Genomic DNA, 19,705 nt, shown 5'->3' on the forward strand with positions numbered 1-19,705 from the left:
GGCTATGATCGAAGCATTACTCAACTATGAATTTTTACAAAATGCCTTCATCTCTGGAATTATAATTGGTTTCATAGCTCCATTACTTGGAGTATTTATAGTTGTTCGTAGAATGTCTTTAATTGCCGACGCACTGTCCCACGTAACATTAGCCGGAATCACAGGAGGGTTATTTTTAAGTCAAAATATCGCTGCTTTCTTTTTTATTCATCCTATTTATTTTGGAATTGCGGCTAGTGTACTTGGTTCCATTTTGATTGAACGGTTAAGGGCTATATATAAACATTATGAGGAATTAGCCATTCCAATCATTATGTCTTGTGGAATTGGATTAAGTGCTATATTTATTTCTTTAGCAAAAGGTTTTAGTACCGATGTGATGGGGTATCTTTTTGGTACTGTTTCTGCTGTTTCAAGGCAAGATTTATTTGTTGTGATTACGATTGCGATTATTGTAATCCTATTTTTAGCTTTATTTTTTAAAGAGTTATTTGTCTTATCCTTTGATGAAGAATATGCGAATGCATCAGGGCTTCCATCAAAAATGATTCACCTATTATTTATGCTCGTTGTTGCATTGACGATTGCTGCTAGTATGAGGATTGTAGGAATATTGCTCGTTTCATCATTAATTACGTTGCCAGTTGCCAGCGCCATGCGATTGTCGAAAGGCTTTAAGGCGACGATAATATATTCTGTTTTATTTGGCGAATTAGCGGTTATTATTGGTTTAATATTGGCGTTTTACTTAAATCTTGCACCAGGTGGAACAATTGTCATAACATCGATCATCATTTTAGTGGTAGTAATCTTATTCAAGAAATGGTTTAAATTTGATTAGAAGGGAGTCACAGCTGTGAATCGGACACGAGCGTGGGAAATATTAAAAGCCCATGGATATAAAAAAACAGATAAACGTGAGCTAATATTATCAATGTTTGAGGAAACAGATAAGTATTTAACAGCTCGTGATTTATTGGAAGTATTAAAAAAAGACTATCCTGGAATGAGTTATGATACCATTTATCGTAATCTAGCAACATTTGTTGAATTAGGTATATTAGAAGAAACGGAATTCAATGGAGAGAGAAATTTCCGAATGCATTGCGAAATCGATCATCATCACCATCATTTTATATGCATGGAATGCGGAAATGTGAAGGAAGTTTCGTTATGTCCAATAGAAAAGTTGGAAGCAATGCTTCCTGGATATACAATCGAATCCCATAAATTTGAAATCTATGGGAAATGTCCACAATGTAACGGATAATGTTTAAGCTTGAAAGGCGATACTGTCACTCCAGAAAAAAATATTTTTTATGGTAATACACCGAAATGATTTGAGAAGGAAGTTTTAGTTGAAAAAGTATAAAGAGAAAAGCAAATTGAAACGAGGGAAAAGAATTGAAGCGTATTTGGTTCTTAACTGTATTATTAATCGTGATACTAGCAGGCTGTGGCAACAATAAAGAAAATGGAACTTCACAGGAAACAGATCTACATAAATCAGATTATTTATATACAGTTGTTGATGACCGGGGGGTAGAAATTGCTTTCGAACAAGTACCTGAAACGGTCGTATCATTACAGCCGAGCAATACAGAAATTTTATATGAATTAGGTGTTGGTGATAAAGTTATCGGTGTTACAGAGTATGATAAGTGGCCAGAAGAAGTACAACATGTTGAAAAAGTTTCCGATATTACGACTGTCAATGTGGAGAGAGTAGTTGAGTTAAATCCTGATGTCATATTTGCTTATATCACTGGTGGAGAGGAACAATTGGAACAATTAGAAAGCATTGGTTTGAAAGTATTTGTAATCAAGCCAGCAAACTCCATTGATGATGTATATGGAGACATTCAGCAAATTGCTCAAGTCATGGGTGTTGAAGAAAAAGGGAATGAATTAGTAGAAAAAATAAAGGAACAGTTTGCAGTAATTAAAGAAAAAACAGCTTCAATTGAACAGAAAAAGAAAGTATATTTTGAAATTGCACCAGCTCCTGATATTTGGTCTATCGGATCAGGTACGTTTCAACAGGAGTTAATAGAAGCAGCGGGTGTTGAAAATATATATGCGGATCAACAAGGATGGTTCTCAGTTTCTGAGGAAGATATTATTAATCGAAATCCAGAAGCTATTATTACAACGGTCAATTTTTCTGATGATCCAACTGGAGAAATTAAATCTCGAAAAGGCTGGGAATCTGTACTTGCTGTTTTAAATAATGAAGTATATGTATTAAACCCAGATATTTTGGATAGACCAGGTCCACGAATTGCAGAAGCAACAGAAATAATTGCTCGGGCTATTTACCCAGAATTATTTGAAGATTAAAAGGCAGGGCTTTATCCCAATTTGTGCAAAAACGAGCGAATGGAGAAATTGTTTCCAATTCGCTCGTTTACTTTTTTAGGGCATAGCCTTTATAATTTAATTCACACTTTCCATCGGAGTTTTTTTCTTTTTTGATAAGAAGAAAGATAGAAGAAGTCCGACAAAAGCAAAAATGAGTGCCACTAGAAATGCGAGTTTAATTCCTTGAAAGATTTCATCGCTATTTGCTATCTGTTGCGATTTACCCAAACTCATCACCGAAACCAAGAGTGCAGTGAAAATTGAAGCACCAACTGTTCGAATGGTATTATGCATGGCTGTTCCATGGGCAATTAATGATTGTGGCAATGCATTAATTCCAGCAGTCATTAATGGCATCATTAGTAATGACATGCCAAGCATTTGAATGGAAAATATGACAGTAATGACGATAACGGATGTATCTTGGTTGATGAAGGTATATAAAATGGCCGAAAGAACCGTAAATCCAAAACCGACGATGGATAATCCTTTTGCCCCGAATCTGTCAAATAATTTCCCTGAAATTGGCGACATTGCTCCAGTGATAATCGCCCCCGGAAGAAGCATTGCCCCCGAAGTAAGTGCAGAACCTTGTTGAACATTTTGCACATAAATCGGTAAGATTGTTTCAATACCGATTAACAACCCAAATACAACAATTGATAGGATTGTGGTGAGTGTAAATTCTTTTGACTGAAACACGCTAAAATTCAACATAGGCTGCTTTAACTTAAACTGTCTTCGAATGAAGAATACTAAAGCTAATGCTCCAATTATTAGAGATGAGATGACATTTAAACTACCCCATCCATACGTACCTACTAAACTCGATGCGTAAAGTATACCTCCCCATCCAATGGAAGATAATATGACGGACAATATGTCGAGCTTTCTTTCCTTTTGTTCCGTCACATTTTTCATTAAAAAGATTGCTAATACCAGGACCACTAGTGTAAATGGCAAGACTGTATAAAATAATGATCTCCATGAAAAGTGATCAATGATCCACCCTGCAAGAGTTGGTCCAATGGCTGGAGCAAAACCTATCACTAAACCGCTCATCCCCATTGCAGTACCTCGTCTTTCCACGGGGAAAATTGAAAAAATGACTGTTTGCATTAATGGCATTAACATCCCCGCACCAATCGCTTGCACGATGCGAGCAACAATCAATAGCCAAAAGTGTGGTGTAATAGCACCGAGAAGTGTACCTAGTCCAAAAATACTAATGGCGGTAATTAGTAAAGATTTACTACTAAATTTTTCGATTAAGAATGCAGTAATAGGAATCATAATTCCGTTTGCTAACATAAATCCCGTTGTCACCCATTGAGCTTCGGTTGGGCTGATTGAGAATTCATTCATAATAGACGGTAAAGCAACAATTAACAATGTTTGATTAAGTAAAGAAACAAAGGATGCTGCAAGTAAAATGCTGACAATTAAACTACGATTATATGAAACATGATTCATAGTATCCAAAGCGGTAATACTCCTTTTAATGAAAGGGATTTTGTAATAAGAAAAGCTTAAAATATGTTGGTAAAGAAATCAAGCAAAGAAAGAATTGAACAATAACTAAGTGGATGAAGAAAAGATGTATGTTATTTCTATTTTGAGCCATAATAACAGCAAATGATGAAAGAATAGGAAGGTGATTCAGCTTGTCACCGTTCTTTAAGAAAAGCAATCATTATGTAGACAGAACCCCAATATTTCCAGAAAGTCATATTGTCAATAAATACAAAGACAAACAAATCACAAATCGTCTTGAAGAAAATGTACAAATTTTTAAAGAAATATTTCAAAAAGATATGGATTTCTCTGTTCGGACATTTAAATTATTTCACGAAACACAATCTACAATTATTTATCTTAATTCATTAGCCAATAAAGACATCATTAATAACGATGTTATTAAACCCCTTCAAGATCATGAGATGGATGAAGAAAAAAATATAATTTTACCCCAATATATTATTGAGAATATACTCTTTTTTAATGATGTGAAAGCGATTAAAGACATACCGAAAATTATCAGCGCCATTGTTCAAGGAAAAGCGATTGTCTTTATTGATGGTATTCAAGAAGCATTGGAAATCGATGCAATTGAAAAAGAAAAAAGAAGTATAGAGGAGCCGGATACGGAGCGGGTTGTACGAGGACCGAGAGATGGATTTATTGAACAATTGCCTATCAATGTTGCATTGCTTCGATATCGCCTTCCCATTCCTGAATTCCGTGTAGAAGAAACGGAAGTTGGTACTCGTACAAAAACAAAACTCGCTGTCTGTTATATTGAGGATGTTGTAAATCCCACATTAGTGACAGAAGTTCAGAAGAGAATTGATGCAATTAAAATTGATGGGGTTTTAGATTCAGGTTATGTTGAACAGTTTCTCGAGGATAATCCAACATCTCCTTTCCCTCAGCTCATCAATACAGAAAGACCGAGTAAAGTGGTTGGGAATCTTCTGGAAGGTCGCATTGCTGTATTAATGGATGGCAGTCCATCTGCATTAATTGCGCCTGCAACTTTTAATCAGTTTTATCATACAACGGAAGATTATAATGAGCATTGGATTATCGCTTCATTTGTACGATTTTTCCGAATCATAGCACTTGTTTTTTCATTGACCTTTTCTTCTTTATACGTAACCGTCATTTCTTTTCATCCGGAATTGATACCTGCAAAGTATGTTGTGGCAGCAACTAGCGGTCGACACAGTATTCCATTCCCGGTTGTTATTGAAGTATTTTTAATGGAATTGGCGATGGAAGTGTTGAGAGAAGCAAGTGTTCGAATGCCGCAACAAGTAGGTGGAGCCTTATCGATTGTCGGGGTACTAGTTGTTGGTCAGGCTGCTGTCCAAGCGGGATTTGTTAGTCCAATTACTGTGGTTATTATTGGGATGTCCACGATTGGGTCCTTTGCTGTTCCATCTTATAATGCAGCCAATACTTTCCGCATGTTACGATTTTTGCTAATCATTTTAGCAGGTACTCTAGGTTTATTAGGACTTGCGGCAGGGCTTATGATTGTCGTGAATCATATGCTTTCTTTGCGCTCCTTTGGTGTTCCATATATGGATCCATATGCACCATTAAATTTAAAAGCTTTAAAAGATAGCATTATTCGAGCTCCATTCCATAAATTAAAAAGACGTCCATCCAACATTCATCCAAAGAATACAGTTCGTGTGGGAGTAACGGAAAAGGATTATACGAATTACAATTTCCTTGATGAAGAAGAAAGGGAAAAATTATGAAACATACAGATTCCATCAGTTCGATTCAATTAGCTGTCATAATTGCAAGTACAATCATCGGTGTATCTTTATTGGGATTACCTCGATTCATTGCTGCTGAAGTAGGAGAAGCAGCCATTCTTGCAAGTATCGTTGGAATACTCATCTCGTTAATTAGTGTGATTGCTATTACCCTATTAGCAAGGAAGTTTCGAGAACATACAATCATTGGATGTAATCGACTATTGTTAGGAAAATATTTTGGAAATTTATTTAATTACATGATTGTCATTGTGTTTATTGTCATTATGGGTCTTGAAGTAAGACAGTTTGCGGAAGTATTAGCAACTGGGCTTTTGCCCAATACACCCATTGAAATTTCCATTCTTATCATGATTATAATTTGTGCTTTAGTCGGTTATAGCAATGTTTCTACCTTCACCTATATTCACTTTTTTTATTTACCATTTTTATTAATTCCAATGTTTTTCTTTTTGTTTGCCCTAGAAGATATTGAAATCTATCATTTACTGCCGATTTTAGGCCATAATTTATCGGTGAAACAGTTTTTGTCTGGGGCCATCATCATGACGCAGGTCATAACGAATTATTTTGTTATTGCCATGTTGATACCGTATATAAAGGATTACGAAAATTGTGTTAAAAATGGAATTTGGGGATTCTTTTTAGGAGCATTAGCCATTCTTTATTGCATTGTGGTTTCTCTAGGGGTATTTGGTGCTAAGGAATTACAAGAAATGTATTCGCCTATTTTATCCCTTAGTCGAATTATCCAAATACCCGGAGAAGTTTTATCACGAATCGACGCCATTATTTTAATTACTTGGATTTTTGCTGTATTTACGACATTGCTTTCATATTACTTCGTGATTGTACGTGGCACTGCAGAGTTATTTCGTACAGATAAATATAGTTTCATTACAGTGCTCATGATTCCGGTAATTTTTGTTTTTGCGTTAATTCCAAATAATGTTTATGAAATATATGAATATGCTTCAAAAATTACTTTTGTTGGTCTATTTCTATTTATTATACTCCCAGTTTGTTTATTAATCATTGGCCATTTTCGAAAAAGGACGGGAGTGCAATGAAAAGGTTTCAATTAAAATTCGCTTTTGTTCTGATTGCTGTCTTTTTGTTAAGTGGTTGTTGGGATCGTTATGAACTTGAAGAAAGGGCAAATATTTTAGCTTTATCGATTGATATTGCTGAAGAAGGTGAAGACATTGAAATGCCTGAAGTCACCCATTCGAAAGGAGAGTTTCCAGCAGAGGAAAAAATCATTTATAAAGTGGCAGCCCAATTAGCAGTACCAGGAAAAATTATGCTTGGACCCGAAGGAGGAGATACAAATTCCGCAGAGACTGATTGGCTGTTAGTAACATATGGATATTCAATGAAGGATGTATTATCCAATTTACAACAAGAACTTGCAGAAAAAATTTATTTAGGACATATTCAATTGATTGTTGTCAGTGACAAAATTGCAAAAAAAGGTCTTGAAGATATTATGGATTTTTTAAAAAGAGATTTTGAAGTAAGAAGAACTGCGTGGATTATGGTTACGGAAGGGGAAGCACTAGAAATATTAAATGCTACACCACCCATTCAAACAGTCCCTTCTTTATATTTAGCTAATACGTTAAGAGATGCTGTAAAGTTCGGAAAGTTACCGAAAGAGTATTTAGGGAAAGTGTGGATTGATTTTTCTGATGAAGGTGTGGATGCAATCATTCCTCTTGCAAAGCCGATGGGAGATCATATTTTGGTTGACGGACTCGTTTATTTTAAAGATTATCAAATGGTTGGTACGTTAACGCCAACGGAAACAGGAGCTATTTTAGCGATGCAGGGAATAAATCCTGCTGGTTATTCTAATGTAATTGTACCTGGTGATAAAAAAGGGGTTTATCTTGTAAAGCCATTCAAAAGAATTTCAAAAATCTCAGTAGAAATTCAAGACGGAAAACCGAAAGTATTGATCGATGTCAAAGTAGAAGGTTTTGTTGAAGAACAACTTTATACGAATGATTTAAGTAAAGAAAAATTGCAAGAACTTGAAAAATCAGCATCTGAGTTGGGAGGAAAAGCCTTAAATAGTCTAGTGAAAAAATTGCAGCAAGATGAATCGGATATACTTGCAATTGGTGCAAGGGTGCGTGCATATCATCCGAAATATTGGGAAGAAAATGTAAAAACAGAAGCTGCTTGGCGTGAAATTTATAAAGAGATGGATATTCAAGTCAAAATGGATTATAAGATTTTGCGTGTCGGAATGGAATGGAAATGATAAATAAAATATATTTTTCGCAGGCTGTCCATAAAATGATATACTCATTTTGGACAGCTCTAATTTTTGGGGGAAAATAGATTAGAGGAGGGAAGAGAATGGGAAAAATCATTTTTATTACAGGCGGGGTTCGAAGTGGTAAAAGTTCCTTTGCAGAAAGTGTGGCTGTCAAGTTTTTCGACCAAAACCAAAAAGGCCTCTATTATTTAGCTTCCGGTGTCCCCTTCGATGAAGAAATGAAAAGTCGAATAGTTCGACATCAAAAGGATCGAGAACGCTCGAAAAAGCCATGGTATACAATAGACGTAATTGATGACTTGCCTGTACAAAGGTTTCAAGAGAATGACATTGTATTATGGGATTGTATAACAACTTGGCTGAACAATATTTTATACAAGACCGAACATTTAAAAGAAGACCGATTACATACAATCTATCATTGGATGCATCAGTTTCAACAGGCAATAACGCAATGGAAAGAAAATGGTGTTATCATCTTAATTGTTTCAAATGAAGTGCTTGATGAAGTACCATCTTCATTCAAAGAAGTCCAACTATATCGAAAACTCCTCGGAACTCTTCATCAATGGATTGTCTCCATTTGTGATGAAGCATATGAGTTGGATTATGGTATTAGCGTACGCAGAAAATAGGCGGTGTTTTTGTGAAAAATATTATTGCAGGGTTATTATTATCTCTTCAATTTTTTACTTCTTTCCCCATTCGTAAGACACTTCCAATGAATAATAAAACTGTTACAGCTATGTTTGGCACAATGCCTTTCATTAGCTTCTTTATGGGGGTAATCGTTGTACTTGTCATTCTACTGAATGATGTTTATTTTCATTTTACTACACTTTTCTTAGCAATAATCATTGTCATTATCAATATTATGATGACGGGTGGGTTGCATCTCGATGGTTGGATAGATTTAAGCGATGCTTATTTTTCTTATAGAGATAAAGAAAAACGACTAGAAATATTAAGCGATTCCCGTATTGGAGCTTTTGGTGCTATCAATCTAGTGCTCATTGTTCTACTGAAAATCGGCATATTTTATGAGTATTTACATCAGCGTCCAACAAACTTTTATTTATTTTTTATCATCTTACCTGTCTTATGTCGATTAGCAATATTGATTTATTTCAATCTGTCAGTAAATGTGAAGGAATCTGGATTGGCAGCCTACTTTAAAAAACATGTGAAGGCAAAATCGTTATGGATTTATATTGCGTGTTATATATTCATTATCCTCATAACAGGTTTTGTGTTAAATGAATATAAACTATTTGTTTTAACATTTAGCATGTTTGTGATGACTTGGATTTATCGGCATTGGACATATCGCCATTTTGGCGGAATGACGGGAGACTTGCTAGGTGCTTTATATGAAGGGATGGAATTGGCATTATGGGGAATGCTGTTACTGTTCATTTAATTCGGCATGAAAAAACGAAAGCGAATTTAGAGCGAAAATATATTGGATGGACGAATGAATCGATATACATACAAACAGCAAATTGTCAAGTACCGATTCATACTAAGGATGTATTTGGCAGTGACTTAAAGCGCTGCATAGAAACAGCGCAACTTTATTTCCCCGAGGCAAAATACCATCCTTTTTTTCAATTAAGGGAATTACATTTTGGAGATTTTGAAATGAAAACTTATGATGAATTAAAAGATAATCCAGCGTATCGGCAGTGGATTGATTCACCAGAGAAAGCTGCGCCACCAAATGGTGAATCTTTTGTTTCGTTTAAAGAACGGATTTTAAATTGTTTTCATCAAATCGTGAGCTGTGGTGGAGAATATGTGTTTGTCGTCCACGGTGGTGTCATTCGTGTTATCCTATCGAAATTTCAAAAAGAGAAAAGTTTTCAAGATGTTATTGCACAGCATCGGATGATTTATACCCTATGTTGGGACGATATTGAATCTTTGAAAGGGGGAAGAGAATGCAATCAGTTATTGGAGGCGCCTATAATGGTAAACGAAAATTTGTAAGTAACATGTTAAAAGAAATAGGTGCGAATCGCTGTTATTTTTATGAAGGCGAAATACCGGAAGGCCCTTTTACAAAAGATGAATACGTTATTATAGGTAGTTTTGAAAAAATGATTTTGCTCGTCCCGGATTTATCGGAAGATGAAATCGTATCACAAATAATGGGGAAATTAATGAATTTAGATTATAAGACAAACCTAATTTGTATTTGTACGGATATCGGACGTGGAATAGTGCCGCTTTCAAAAGAGGATCGTCATTTGAGAGATACTTGTGGTAGATTGTATCAACAACTTTTTGAGAAAAGTGAGAAAGTCATTCGCGTTTGGTATGGTATTCCTGAGATATTAAAAGAGGAAAATTAACCAACCGTTCTTAAGTTCTACGTATCGAGTGAATGATTTTAGTAGATACTGTATCATTTACCAAATAAGCTTGTAATTAACAATACTACATGTTACAATGAAACACGAAAACACAATATATAGCATTTCGTTTATTAGGTTCTACTATATATAGTAGATTAAAAGGGAAGTCAGTGAAAATCTGACGCTGTCCCCGCAACTGTAATTGCTGACGAAAAGTTCAAATCCACTGTACAAATTTGTATGGGAAGGGAACTTGGAGGATGAAGCATAAGCCAGGAGACCTGCCTAATAAACGTGAATTGCTCATTTCTTCGGGGGCTAGGAAATGGAAGCAAGACGGTCCATTTCCTAGTACCTGACTGTTTCCATTTCAAAGCCATACCGAAAAAGGTATGGCTTTTTTATTTTCATAAAAGAATGGTAGAAAGGGAGAAGGAAATGAAATTATATTCAAAAAAAGTTTGCCCAAAATGTTTGTTGATGAAATACGAATTAAATCAACTTGGTTATGAAGGGAAATATGAAGAAATTTTGATTGATCACAATGAAGAAGCGAAAGAAAAATTATTGAATGCTGGATTCCTTTCTGTCCCTGTAATCGAAATCGATGGAGAGCTAATGGATAACATAGAAAATATAAAAAAATTCATTAGCAGGATCACAGTATGATTGCTTATGCTTCTCGAACGGGCAACGTGCGTTTTATCGTTCATCAATTAGAATTACCCCACATTGAAATTCGCGATGATCTTATTTTGAATGAACCCTTCTTATTGTTCACCTATACCGATGGATTAGGCGAAGTACCACAAATTGTGGAAAGGTTTTTACAACATAATGCTCGTTTCTGTAAGGGTGTTATTGCAAGTGGGAACTCGAATTTCGGCCATGCTTATTTTTGCCGTTCTGCTCATTTGATTAACGAAAGGTACGGAATTCCCATTGTTCAAAAGATAGAATTACGCGGATTTCAGAAAAATTATGATGCCATAATTGATTATTATAACAGAGTAATTCAAAAGGAGATTTAGTGATGAAAAGCTATTTAACTTTGAATAATGAAATTTTGAATCACTACCACCAAACAGGAAAAATTGATTTAGAGAAAGATCGAGAGGCTACTCGTCAATATTTTATCGAACATGTTAATCAGAAAATGCGGAAGTTTTCTAGTTTGGAAGAAAAGATTCGCTTTTTCATTGAAGAAGGATATTATGAGAAAGAATTTTTACAAAAATATTCTTTCGAATTTATAAATAAAATTTTTGACATTGCGTATTCTTATCGTTTTCGATTTCAAACATTTATGAGCGCGAGCAAATTTTTTGAAAGTTACGCAATGAAAAGTCGAGATGGAAAAGAAATTTTAGAAACTTATGAGGATCGGATGAGCATTATCGCCTTATATTTAGCGAATGGTGATGAATTGTTGGCAGAAAAAGCAATTCGTGCGATGATGGAGGCTTTTCAACCAGCAACACCAACCACACTGAATAGCGGTAAAAAAGCGCGTGGGGAATTGGTAAGTTGTTTTAAATTATCCATGGATGATTCGATGAATAGCATTGCAGAAAACCTCGGATATTGTTTAGAACTCTCAAGGCTTGGCGGAGGGGTAGGGGTAAATTTAACGGATTTAAGACCTTTGGGTGATCCGATAAAAGGTATCGCCAATCGGGCAAGCGGTGTTATGCCCGTTGCAAAATTATTAGAAAATGCCTTTTCTTATTCCAATCAATTAGGACAACGGAATGGTTCAGGTGTTGCTTATTTAAATATTTTCCACGCGGATATTGAAGAATTTATTTCTTCTAAGAAGCCGAATGCCGACGAAAAAATTCGGTTACAAACTTTATCGACTGGTGTCATTATTCCAGATATATTTTTTGAACTGATGAAAAAAGATGAAGATATCGTTCTTTTTAGTCCTTATGATATTTATCGAGAATACGGAAAAAGAATGTCTGAAATAAGCATAACGGAAATGTACGGGGAGTTGTTGAACAACCCAAATATACGAAAGTTAAAGCAAATCAATGCTAGAAAACTATATACGGAAATCAAAAAGAGCCAATTCGAATCCGGATATCCTTTTGAAATATTTGATGATAATGTAAATAAACAACATCCACTAAAAAAACTTGGAAGAGTCAAAATGTCCAACCTCTGTACTGAAATTTTACAAGTTCAACAAACGAGCATCATTAATGATCAAGATACACCAAATGAATATGGATTAGACGTATCTTGCAATCTTGGATCATTAGATATTCACCATGCGACAAAGTTTCATGATTTTGAAGAGTTAGTAGATACAGCCATGCGTTTGTTAACACAAGTGTCTTTAATGACCAATATAAAAAACGTTCCATCTGTAAAAAAAGCAAACCAGATGATGCATTCTGTCGGATTAGGTGTTATGAATTTGCACGGACATCTTGTAACTCAAAATATATTATATGGATCAAAAGAATCAATTGAATTTATCGATTACTTTATGGAAGCATTGAACTTCTTTTCATTAAAAGCATCGATGCTACTTGCGAAAGAAAAAGGTGAAACTTTTTACGGATTTGAAATAAGCGAATATGCAAATGGTCATTATTTTGAAAAGTACGTGAATAAATTGGAAAAGGAACCTAGTGAATTGGTGAAAAAAGCTTTAGGTAATGTTCCAATCATTACAAAAGAAATGTGGAGAAAATTGAAAGAAGATGTAATGAAATACGGATTATTTAATGCTTATCGGTTAGCAATCGCACCAACCGGCTCGATTTCTTACGTTCGTTCTTGTACGGCATCCATTGCACCCATTACTGAGCGAGTAGAGATACGAGATTATGCAGATAGCCGCACGATTTATCCAATGCCATTTTTAAATAATGACAATCAACATTTATACGTAGAAGCATATGACATGAATGTCTATAAAATCATTGATTTATACGTCGCTGCACAAAAGCATGTTGATCAAGGTATCTCAATGACTTTATATGTAACAGACAAGTGGACGACGGAACAATTAGCGAAAGCCTATATTTATGCTTGGATGCGAGGAATCAAAACGGTCTATTATGTACGCCAACGATTACAATCACTGGAGGAATGTGTAGCATGTACAATTTAACATACGAAGCAGTCAATTGGAATCAGTCAGCAAGCAGTCTTGCTAAAATTTTTTGGGATCAACAATGGAAACAAATGTGGTTTCCAGAAGAAATTGCAGTTTCAAAGGATATTCAACAATGGAGAAATTTTGAGCATCAAGAAACATATAAAAAAGTGTTTGGTGGACTGACGCTGCTCGATACAATTCAAACAAATATCGGGATGAATGAAATAGCAAAATACAATCCCAATTTACAAGAAAAAGCTGTATTAACGGTATTTGGTGCCTTTGAAGCCATTCATGCGAAATCCTATTCGTATATTTTTACAACCCTTTGTTATAACGACGAAATCGAAGAAATTTTTCAATGGGTAAAAAAAAATCAACTATTACAATATAAAGCTTCAAAAATTGCCAATATATATTCGTCTATTAAGGAAAATGATTTAGTCAGCCTATGGAAAGCGATGTTTGCTTCCGTCATGCTCGAATCCTTTTTATTTTATTCTGGTTTTTTCTATCCGCTCTATTTAGGGGGACAAGGCATTTTAAGGAACAGCGCAGAGGTGATTTCGCTAATATTGAGGGATGAATCCATTCATGGGGTGGCTGTTGGAATATTCGCACAAAACATTTTTAATCAATTTTCTAAAGAACAACAAGATGAATTAAAAAATTGGGGCTATGAATTATTGCTAGATTTATATGATAATGAATTGCGTTATACAGATGAAATTTATCGAGGAACAGGTTTGGAAGATGAGGTGAAGGCGTATATTCGCTATAATGGGAATAAAGCATTAATGAATTTAGGGTTCGATACAATGTTTCCTGAAGAAGAAATTCATCCAATCGTGATGAATGGAATACGAAATGAAGGTTCCACATATGATTTCTTTTCTCAAAAGGGTTCCACATATGCCTTAGCAAAAGTAGAGCCTATCACGGATGAAACGTTCCATTTTGACATTTTGCTAGATGATTGAGGGCTATAAATTGCAGTTCGAATAAAATCATGTTCTAATAATTACAATGATTTCAAAAATAAAAAAGGAGTTTTGTTTTTATGTATACAGTAACTAATCGAATTAAAGTGAAAAAAGGCTTGGCAAAAAAGATGGCACCACTCTTCACGCAACCTGGTCCATTATTAACGTTTAAAGGATTTCGTAAAGTAGAAGTACTCGTAAGTACACAATTTGAAGACTACGATGAAATGAACGTCGTTATGTATTGGGATTCACTCGAAGAATTTGAGGCGTGGAGAGCAAGTGATGCATTTAAAGAAGCTCATAAACGTCCAAGCGGTAATAGCGAAGAAGCCCCTACAATCGAAAATGTAATCGTAATTTCTGAAGTTGTCTCAACATTAGAAAACAATTAATGATTAAATAGGAAAGAGGGTGTCTAGAAAGTCGAAAACTTTCTAGATACCCTCGCTTCTAATTTATAGACCTTTGCTCCTGAAGTAGTCGAAACAAGATTGTACTATCCTCGTTTCAATTTTTCTTTTGCTAACCGTTCACGATGTTTATTATATACTTTGTATGCTTCATCAATTGCATTTCTTATCATTCGATCAAATGAATTAGTAGAATGCAGTTCTTTCACAGCTGCCTTTACAAACTTCGATTGATCTTCTAAAAAGGATTGAATTTCATCTTCTGATCCTAAATGAGCATCAAAATAGATACGTTTTTTATTTCTTTCAATCATATATGTTAAATCATGTTTGATCATCACGCGTAAAATCCATTCGTTTAATCCTGTAGCTAGTTGGAGTGACATGATATAATATAATAGTTCTGGGCGATTTTCACGGAACTTTAATTGGTTAAAATGTACATTGTCTTGAAGAGCATTTAGTATAACGAAATTCGAGGAGTAGTATAAGGTTTTCTCAGCTGAGTGAATGATATTGTATTTATTGGGCAGCAATAAAAGCCAAATATTGAAGGCGATAATCCAAGCATCGATGGTATTTAATGCGCCTTCTTTAACTAGATAATTGAATTGGCTATTTTGTTTCGCTAAATCAATAAATTTGTCTACATGATATTGCTCAATATATAGTATGCTTCGTTCTACTGTAATTTCCCTATACATTCCAAACACCCCTTTGCTAAGAATGTTGTTTTGTTTTCACCCAGTCAAAACAGACATTTTTAACCAACTCTACTAATAGTTTATCGTTTAAAAACTATTTTTCCAAATCATATTTCAAAAATCAGACAAATTTTTTAAAAATAATAAGAAAGATTTATGTTATCGACAAAATTTTTGATTAATATCAGTATTTTTAGTAAATGAAACATACTATTTTTAAATAGAAATTAAGAATAAAATAATATTTTGGAAAAAAAGATTTGGGAATGAAGCGTTGTAGGTAAGGGAAACTTGAGGAGGAAATAGAATGCAGTCATTATATACATTCAAACATATTGAACCGAAGAATAATATTGAACAAAGTCCAGCTATTTTTTTATTTCATGGATTAGGAAGCGATGAAGAAGATTTATTACAAATTATAGGTGAAATAAAAGAAGTTTGCCATGTATTTAGTTTAAGGGGACCAATCAGTCATGATCCTGGTTATGCCTTCTATACTTTTGTAGAGGAAGGAAAGCCTATTCAACCTGTTTTTGATAAAGTGATTGCTGTTACAAGAGATTTTATTTTACAAGCAATCAAAGAATATCAATTAGATCCGACGAAGATATGTATTGCAGGATTTAATCAAGGAGCAGTCATCGCACAAACATTATGCATCGTGATGGGAAATCAAATTAAAGCATGTGCTTCAATGTCAGGGTATTTACCAGATTTTGTGAAAGAACAATATCACAAAAATAAAATGGATGAGACGAAATTATTCATTTCTCATGGGGAATATGATTACGATTTTCCAATTATGTGGAGTGCAGATAGTAAAGAATTTTTTGAGCAACATGGAGCGAAAGTTGTTTATAAAACATATCCTGTAGGACACGGCGTTTCGCCAGAAAATATGAGAGATTTTGTTCATTTTATAATGGAAGAAATTAAATAAAAAAGCTGACGCTAGTCAGCTTTTTTATTTTGAATTGATTAATTTTTCAGCTTCTACAATCGGCATTGGTTTATGGAAATAATAACCTTGACCTGTATGGCAACCAATTTGAACAAGGGTTTTATATTGTTCCAACGTTTCGATCCCTTCCGCTACCGCATGCATGTTTAAACTTTTTGCAAGTTGAACAATTGATTTTACGATTGCATACATACCTGAATCATGTATTTCATTAATAAACGATTTATCAATTTTAATTTCTGAAAAAGGCAGCCGTTGTAGATAACTTAATGACGAGAATCCGACTCCAAAATCATCAATCGAACTCTCATAGCCATGTTCCTTTAATTTTAATAAGATGTTCTTTGCTTTTTCAAAATCAAATAATTCAAAGTTCTCAGTAACTTCGATTTTAATATATTTCGGCTCAATTTGATATTGGCGGACAAGGGTTAATAAATCATCTGCAAAAGAATCATGATAAAAGTGTACAGGTGATACATTGATGGATACAGGATACAATTGATGGCCTTGCTTCTTTCTTTCCCATTGCCATCGTAATACTTTTTCAAAAATAGCATGATCGATATCCCTAATTTTTCCGCTATGTTCGGCTATCGAGATGAATTCTGCCGGCGAAACGTTTCCAAGTACAGGAGAATACCATCTCGCAAGAGCCTCGAATCCAATAATTTCCTTTGTCAACAAATGGACTTTTGGTTGCAAATAAACGGAAAGTTCATCATTTTTTAATCCAGTTGTTAATTCGTTTAATACGTTCAGTTCTCTTTGTATTTGTTGATCGGTTTCTTTTTCAAAATAGGAAATGACAGTTCCTATTTTTTTTCTTGATTTTGTGATAGCAATATCTGCTTGCCGTATACTTTCATCAATCGACAGTTGTTGATGAAAATAACTAACGCCAATTTTTAATGATATAAACATTTCCCTTCCATTTACATCAAAAGGTTGGGAAGTGCATTCAATAATCTTATGAATGTAATCATCCACTTTATTTACAGGAATTACGCTCCCTAAAATAAATGTAGAATTTGAAAAACGACTAAAAATCGTTCGGTTTTTTTGAGTAATCATTTCAATGCGATGAACGATTTGTTTAATTAAACGGTCGCCAACTTTGCGCCCATACATATCGACTATGGAAGTATATTCTCCTGGCTGTATTAATAAAATGACTCCTTCAACACCGTTTTGAATCCACTCGTTTAATTTTTTATAAAAATAATGGTAATTTGGAATTCCTATATTTATATCATAATAAGCTAATTGTTTTAATAGGTTTTTTTGTTTAAAATGTTTGACTGTCAAGGCGATAATAGGGGACAGTTTATTTAAAAAATCAATATCCGATTGTTTCAAATATAAATTTTTTTGAATATAGATCGTAAATGTGCCAATCATCTTTTTTTCGTTGTCGACAATTGGCTTTGACCAGCAATACTGAATGTTATAGGTTGAAATAATTTTCCGTAATTTTTCATAATCCTCTTGTAAGCTAATGGATTGTATATAAGATAAATCTTTCATATAAATTGCATTTTCACTATTACCCGTTGTTGGACTAACTTCCATTCCGACGAGGTTTTCTATCCAACTGAAGGGTATCGAGGGACTGGCAATAGCCTTTAATGTACCATCTTTTTGAAGAACATGTATAGCACAATAAACTTGTCTAATATAATTTTTTTCTACCTGTGCGGTTATTCGTTGAAGAATATCTTCTAGTTTACTATCCTTTCCTAATTCGACATATACTTCATGCTCAATTTTGTGAAGCATTTTTTCCAACATTTCGGATGTAATATCTTTGCATTGAATAAGCACAAAGGTTGCTTCTTTCTTGGAGTTTTGAATTGGTTGAATACTAAGCTGGTTCCAAATAGCGGTACCATCTTTTTTGTAATGAATCATTGTTGTTTCATAGGTAAGCTTATTTAATATATGAAACTCCAGATCTTGTTCAGTTTCGGGAAGGGTATTTGGACCGCATAAACATGAAATATGCTTGTTTAATAATTCAGCCATATCATAACCAGTTAATTGGGCAAATGATTGATTGTAATACTTAATGGAAAGTGGTTGCCGTTTTAAATCAATGATTACAATTGGTTGCTGAAGTTGTTCACCTATCGTGTATAAATATGAATATAAATCATCATTTGTTAGGTCGATTTGTTCTTGTTTAAACATATACTTCCCACCAAATTTTGATAATACTGTAAAGTAATTATAACAAAAGTATTTATTAACATGCATTAATAATTTTTTGAAATAATGATAGTGTTTTATGTTTAATTTGTCGTATTTTTGGCAGAAGAGGATGGTTTTTGAAAAGTTTAAATGGTTTTTCTATAAATTGTAATTTCTTAATAAAATTGTGGGTTTATGCATTTTATTTTGAATAAGTCATTAAAAAAATGTAGTACAAACCTTGTGATGGTTAGTACTACTAGAGTAAATTTTCATTACATTTTCTGTTGTAAATAAATATCGTATAAGTAATAAAGGTTTTCTGCTCCTTTTTCATCCACTAACAATTCTTCATTTAATTTCATGCTGACCGTTGTTTCATTTGAATTTAGCAGTCCATCTATAAATACTAATTCAATAAAAATTTTACCGCTCTTTGAGAGTTTTTCTTTTACATCATCCGTAAGCTGTAATTGTTCAAATAATGGTTCCTTCCATGTACCTTTTACTAGCAAAATATGCTTATTATGATTTTTTTCATATTCCCATTGGACATCACGTAGAATAGTTTTAAATAATTCGTCAACTGTAAATAATTCGTCTTTATATTCAATCTCATACTCACGCAAAGTATATGCATCGATTGTTAGACCGCTTTTTGCTTTTTCTGCTTGTGTATGGATGCCAGAAACTGCCTCCTTTATGTCGCTGACGGAACTTTTGCAACCTATTAATAGAAACATAGCAAGTAGTAATACAACAGAAATATGTATGTTTCTCATTATAAAACCTCCTAGTGTTCAAACTATTGGCTATTTTCATCATAGCGAAAAAATTCATCGTTGTATTAGGAGATTTTAGAAAATTCCTTTACATTTCTTGTTTTTCAACTTTAATAGAAGGGAAGTTTTCATGAAAATCAATGATGAACTGCTGGAAAAATTAGGAGTGTATTTTGTATATCATGATATTTATAATCGATATGGAATTACTTTTGAAACATTTGTTGAACGTTGGGTGAGGGGAACATTAGAGATTTAA

Annotated in this window: 21 protein-coding genes and 1 riboswitch; of the genes, 17 read left to right on the forward strand and 4 right to left on the reverse strand. The window is 34.0% G+C overall.

The genetic code is table 11. The features are described 5' to 3' along the window. The first annotated feature begins 4 nt into the window (after window positions 1-4). From NSQ18_RS13990 to NSQ18_RS14000, 3 genes are all read left to right on the forward strand, one after another. On the forward strand, window positions 5-841 hold the full coding sequence (locus tag NSQ18_RS13990; protein ID WP_096551186.1) for a metal ABC transporter permease: 837 nt from the start codon (window positions 5-7) through the stop codon (window positions 839-841). A 15-nt stretch (window positions 842-856) separates the two neighbouring features. Then, a complete protein-coding gene (locus NSQ18_RS13995) occupies window positions 857-1,270 on the forward strand; it encodes a Fur family transcriptional regulator (protein ID WP_016838996.1) in 414 nt (137 codons plus the stop codon). A 134-nt stretch (window positions 1,271-1,404) separates the two neighbouring features. Further along, entirely contained in the window at window positions 1,405-2,340 is a 936-nt protein-coding gene (locus NSQ18_RS14000; RefSeq protein ID WP_016838995.1) for an ABC transporter substrate-binding protein, read from the forward strand. Window positions 2,341-2,436: 96 nt separating this feature from the next. Here the strand turns inward: NSQ18_RS14000 and NSQ18_RS14005 are convergent, their stop codons facing one another. Then, the gene (locus tag NSQ18_RS14005) at window positions 2,437-3,834 is read right to left on the reverse strand and encodes an MDR family MFS transporter (RefSeq protein ID WP_339289694.1); all 1,398 of its coding nucleotides are present in this window, start codon (window positions 3,832-3,834) and stop codon (window positions 2,437-2,439) included. Window positions 3,835-4,025: 191 nt separating this feature from the next. Here NSQ18_RS14005 and NSQ18_RS14010 point away from each other — a divergent pair, with 191 nt between their 5' ends. From NSQ18_RS14010 to NSQ18_RS14065, 12 genes are all read left to right on the forward strand, one after another. Beyond that, window positions 4,026-5,630, forward strand: a complete 1,605-nt coding sequence (locus NSQ18_RS14010) for a spore germination protein (RefSeq protein WP_339288411.1) — start codon at window positions 4,026-4,028, stop codon at window positions 5,628-5,630. Continuing rightward, window positions 5,627-6,721, forward strand: a complete 1,095-nt coding sequence (locus tag NSQ18_RS14015; protein ID WP_339288412.1) for an endospore germination permease — start codon at window positions 5,627-5,629, stop codon at window positions 6,719-6,721. The genes NSQ18_RS14010 and NSQ18_RS14015 overlap by 4 nt, the downstream gene beginning before the upstream one ends. Next, the gene (locus tag NSQ18_RS14020) at window positions 6,718-7,920 is read left to right on the forward strand and encodes a Ger(x)C family spore germination protein (protein ID WP_339288413.1); all 1,203 of its coding nucleotides are present in this window, start codon (window positions 6,718-6,720) and stop codon (window positions 7,918-7,920) included. Before NSQ18_RS14015 ends, NSQ18_RS14020 begins: the two co-directional genes overlap by 4 nt. 98 nt (window positions 7,921-8,018) lie before the next feature. Further along, window positions 8,019-8,573 (forward strand): bifunctional adenosylcobinamide kinase/adenosylcobinamide-phosphate guanylyltransferase, encoded by a 555-nt coding sequence (locus tag NSQ18_RS14025; protein ID WP_339288415.1) that lies wholly within the window; start codon window positions 8,019-8,021, stop codon window positions 8,571-8,573. 11 nt (window positions 8,574-8,584) lie between these two features. Further along, window positions 8,585-9,358: an adenosylcobinamide-GDP ribazoletransferase gene (gene cobS / locus NSQ18_RS14030; protein ID WP_016838989.1), complete on the forward strand. Its 774-nt coding sequence runs from the start codon at window positions 8,585-8,587 to the stop codon at window positions 9,356-9,358. Then, window positions 9,331-9,927: a histidine phosphatase family protein gene (locus NSQ18_RS14035; protein ID WP_016838988.1), complete on the forward strand. Its 597-nt coding sequence runs from the start codon at window positions 9,331-9,333 to the stop codon at window positions 9,925-9,927. The genes cobS and NSQ18_RS14035 overlap by 28 nt, the downstream gene beginning before the upstream one ends. Then, entirely contained in the window at window positions 9,879-10,292 is a 414-nt protein-coding gene (locus NSQ18_RS14040; RefSeq protein ID WP_016838987.1) for a bifunctional adenosylcobinamide kinase/adenosylcobinamide-phosphate guanylyltransferase, read from the forward strand. Before NSQ18_RS14035 ends, NSQ18_RS14040 begins: the two co-directional genes overlap by 49 nt. Before the next feature lie 119 nt (window positions 10,293-10,411). Beyond that, a riboswitch (cobalamin riboswitch) is annotated at window positions 10,412-10,599 on the forward strand. 134 nt (window positions 10,600-10,733) lie between these two features. Next, entirely contained in the window at window positions 10,734-10,964 is a 231-nt protein-coding gene (locus NSQ18_RS14045; RefSeq protein ID WP_016838986.1) for a glutaredoxin domain-containing protein, read from the forward strand. After that, entirely contained in the window at window positions 10,961-11,326 is a 366-nt protein-coding gene (gene nrdI, locus NSQ18_RS14050) for a class Ib ribonucleoside-diphosphate reductase assembly flavoprotein NrdI (protein WP_339288418.1), read from the forward strand. Before NSQ18_RS14045 ends, nrdI begins: the two co-directional genes overlap by 4 nt. A 2-nt stretch (window positions 11,327-11,328) precedes the next feature. Continuing rightward, entirely contained in the window at window positions 11,329-13,422 is a 2,094-nt protein-coding gene (nrdE, locus tag NSQ18_RS14055; RefSeq protein WP_168412312.1) for a class 1b ribonucleoside-diphosphate reductase subunit alpha, read from the forward strand. After that, the gene (gene nrdF / locus NSQ18_RS14060) at window positions 13,410-14,390 is read left to right on the forward strand and encodes a class 1b ribonucleoside-diphosphate reductase subunit beta (RefSeq protein WP_339288420.1); all 981 of its coding nucleotides are present in this window, start codon (window positions 13,410-13,412) and stop codon (window positions 14,388-14,390) included. The genes nrdE and nrdF overlap by 13 nt, the downstream gene beginning before the upstream one ends. 80 nt (window positions 14,391-14,470) lie before the next feature. Further along, window positions 14,471-14,788, forward strand: coding sequence for a heme oxygenase (locus NSQ18_RS14065; protein ID WP_339288422.1), 318 nt, complete (start codon window positions 14,471-14,473; stop codon window positions 14,786-14,788). A gap of 104 nt (window positions 14,789-14,892) precedes the next feature. On the opposite strand, the gene NSQ18_RS14070 is transcribed toward NSQ18_RS14065, so the two are convergent. Next, window positions 14,893-15,510, reverse strand: a complete 618-nt coding sequence (locus tag NSQ18_RS14070) for a hypothetical protein (RefSeq protein ID WP_339288424.1) — start codon at window positions 15,508-15,510, stop codon at window positions 14,893-14,895. Window positions 15,511-15,817: 307 nt separating this feature from the next. On the opposite strand from NSQ18_RS14070, the gene NSQ18_RS14075 reads away from it, so the two are divergent. Further along, entirely contained in the window at window positions 15,818-16,453 is a 636-nt protein-coding gene (locus NSQ18_RS14075) for a dienelactone hydrolase family protein (protein ID WP_339288426.1), read from the forward strand. A 24-nt stretch (window positions 16,454-16,477) separates the two neighbouring features. Here the strand turns inward: NSQ18_RS14075 and NSQ18_RS14080 are convergent, their stop codons facing one another. Both NSQ18_RS14080 and NSQ18_RS14085 read right to left on the reverse strand, forming a co-directional pair. Further along, on the reverse strand, window positions 16,478-18,664 hold the full coding sequence (locus tag NSQ18_RS14080) for an EAL domain-containing protein (protein WP_339288428.1): 2,187 nt from the start codon (window positions 18,662-18,664) through the stop codon (window positions 16,478-16,480). A 275-nt stretch (window positions 18,665-18,939) separates the two neighbouring features. Continuing rightward, entirely contained in the window at window positions 18,940-19,446 is a 507-nt protein-coding gene (locus tag NSQ18_RS14085; protein ID WP_096551159.1) for a hypothetical protein, read from the reverse strand. A gap of 130 nt (window positions 19,447-19,576) precedes the next feature. Here NSQ18_RS14085 and NSQ18_RS14090 point away from each other — a divergent pair, with 130 nt between their 5' ends. Beyond that, a complete protein-coding gene (locus tag NSQ18_RS14090; RefSeq protein ID WP_016838977.1) occupies window positions 19,577-19,705 on the forward strand; it encodes a hypothetical protein in 129 nt (42 codons plus the stop codon).

It is taken from the genome of Ureibacillus sp. FSL K6-0786 (genome assembly GCF_037965165.1).
Lineage (GTDB): Bacteria > Bacillota > Bacilli > Bacillales_A > Planococcaceae > Ureibacillus > Ureibacillus thermosphaericus.

Coding starts and splice junctions, on each gene's coding strand:
- NSQ18_RS13990 (WP_096551186.1), top strand. CDS start 5: ATGATCGAAGCATTACTCAACTATGAATTTTTACAAAATGCCTTCATC.
- NSQ18_RS14025 (WP_339288415.1), top strand. CDS start 8,019: ATGGGAAAAATCATTTTTATTACAGGCGGGGTTCGAAGTGGTAAAAGT.
- NSQ18_RS14035 (WP_016838988.1), top strand. CDS start 9,331: ATGGGGAATGCTGTTACTGTTCATTTAATTCGGCATGAAAAAACGAAA.
- NSQ18_RS14065 (WP_339288422.1), top strand. CDS start 14,471: ATGTATACAGTAACTAATCGAATTAAAGTGAAAAAAGGCTTGGCAAAA.
- NSQ18_RS14070 (WP_339288424.1), bottom strand. CDS start 15,510: ATGTATAGGGAAATTACAGTAGAACGAAGCATACTATATATTGAGCAA.
- NSQ18_RS14090 (WP_016838977.1), top strand. CDS start 19,577: ATGAAAATCAATGATGAACTGCTGGAAAAATTAGGAGTGTATTTTGTA.
- nrdE (WP_168412312.1), top strand. CDS start 11,329: ATGAAAAGCTATTTAACTTTGAATAATGAAATTTTGAATCACTACCAC.
- NSQ18_RS14005 (WP_339289694.1), bottom strand. CDS start 3,834: ATGAATCATGTTTCATATAATCGTAGTTTAATTGTCAGCATTTTACTT.
- NSQ18_RS14080 (WP_339288428.1), bottom strand. CDS start 18,664: ATGTTTAAACAAGAACAAATCGACCTAACAAATGATGATTTATATTCA.
- nrdI (WP_339288418.1), top strand. CDS start 10,961: ATGATTGCTTATGCTTCTCGAACGGGCAACGTGCGTTTTATCGTTCAT.
- NSQ18_RS14085 (WP_096551159.1), bottom strand. CDS start 19,446: ATGAGAAACATACATATTTCTGTTGTATTACTACTTGCTATGTTTCTA.
- nrdF (WP_339288420.1), top strand. CDS start 13,410: ATGTACAATTTAACATACGAAGCAGTCAATTGGAATCAGTCAGCAAGC.
- NSQ18_RS14045 (WP_016838986.1), top strand. CDS start 10,734: ATGAAATTATATTCAAAAAAAGTTTGCCCAAAATGTTTGTTGATGAAA.
- NSQ18_RS14040 (WP_016838987.1), top strand. CDS start 9,879: ATGCAATCAGTTATTGGAGGCGCCTATAATGGTAAACGAAAATTTGTA.
- NSQ18_RS14020 (WP_339288413.1), top strand. CDS start 6,718: ATGAAAAGGTTTCAATTAAAATTCGCTTTTGTTCTGATTGCTGTCTTT.
- NSQ18_RS14015 (WP_339288412.1), top strand. CDS start 5,627: ATGAAACATACAGATTCCATCAGTTCGATTCAATTAGCTGTCATAATT.
- NSQ18_RS14075 (WP_339288426.1), top strand. CDS start 15,818: ATGCAGTCATTATATACATTCAAACATATTGAACCGAAGAATAATATT.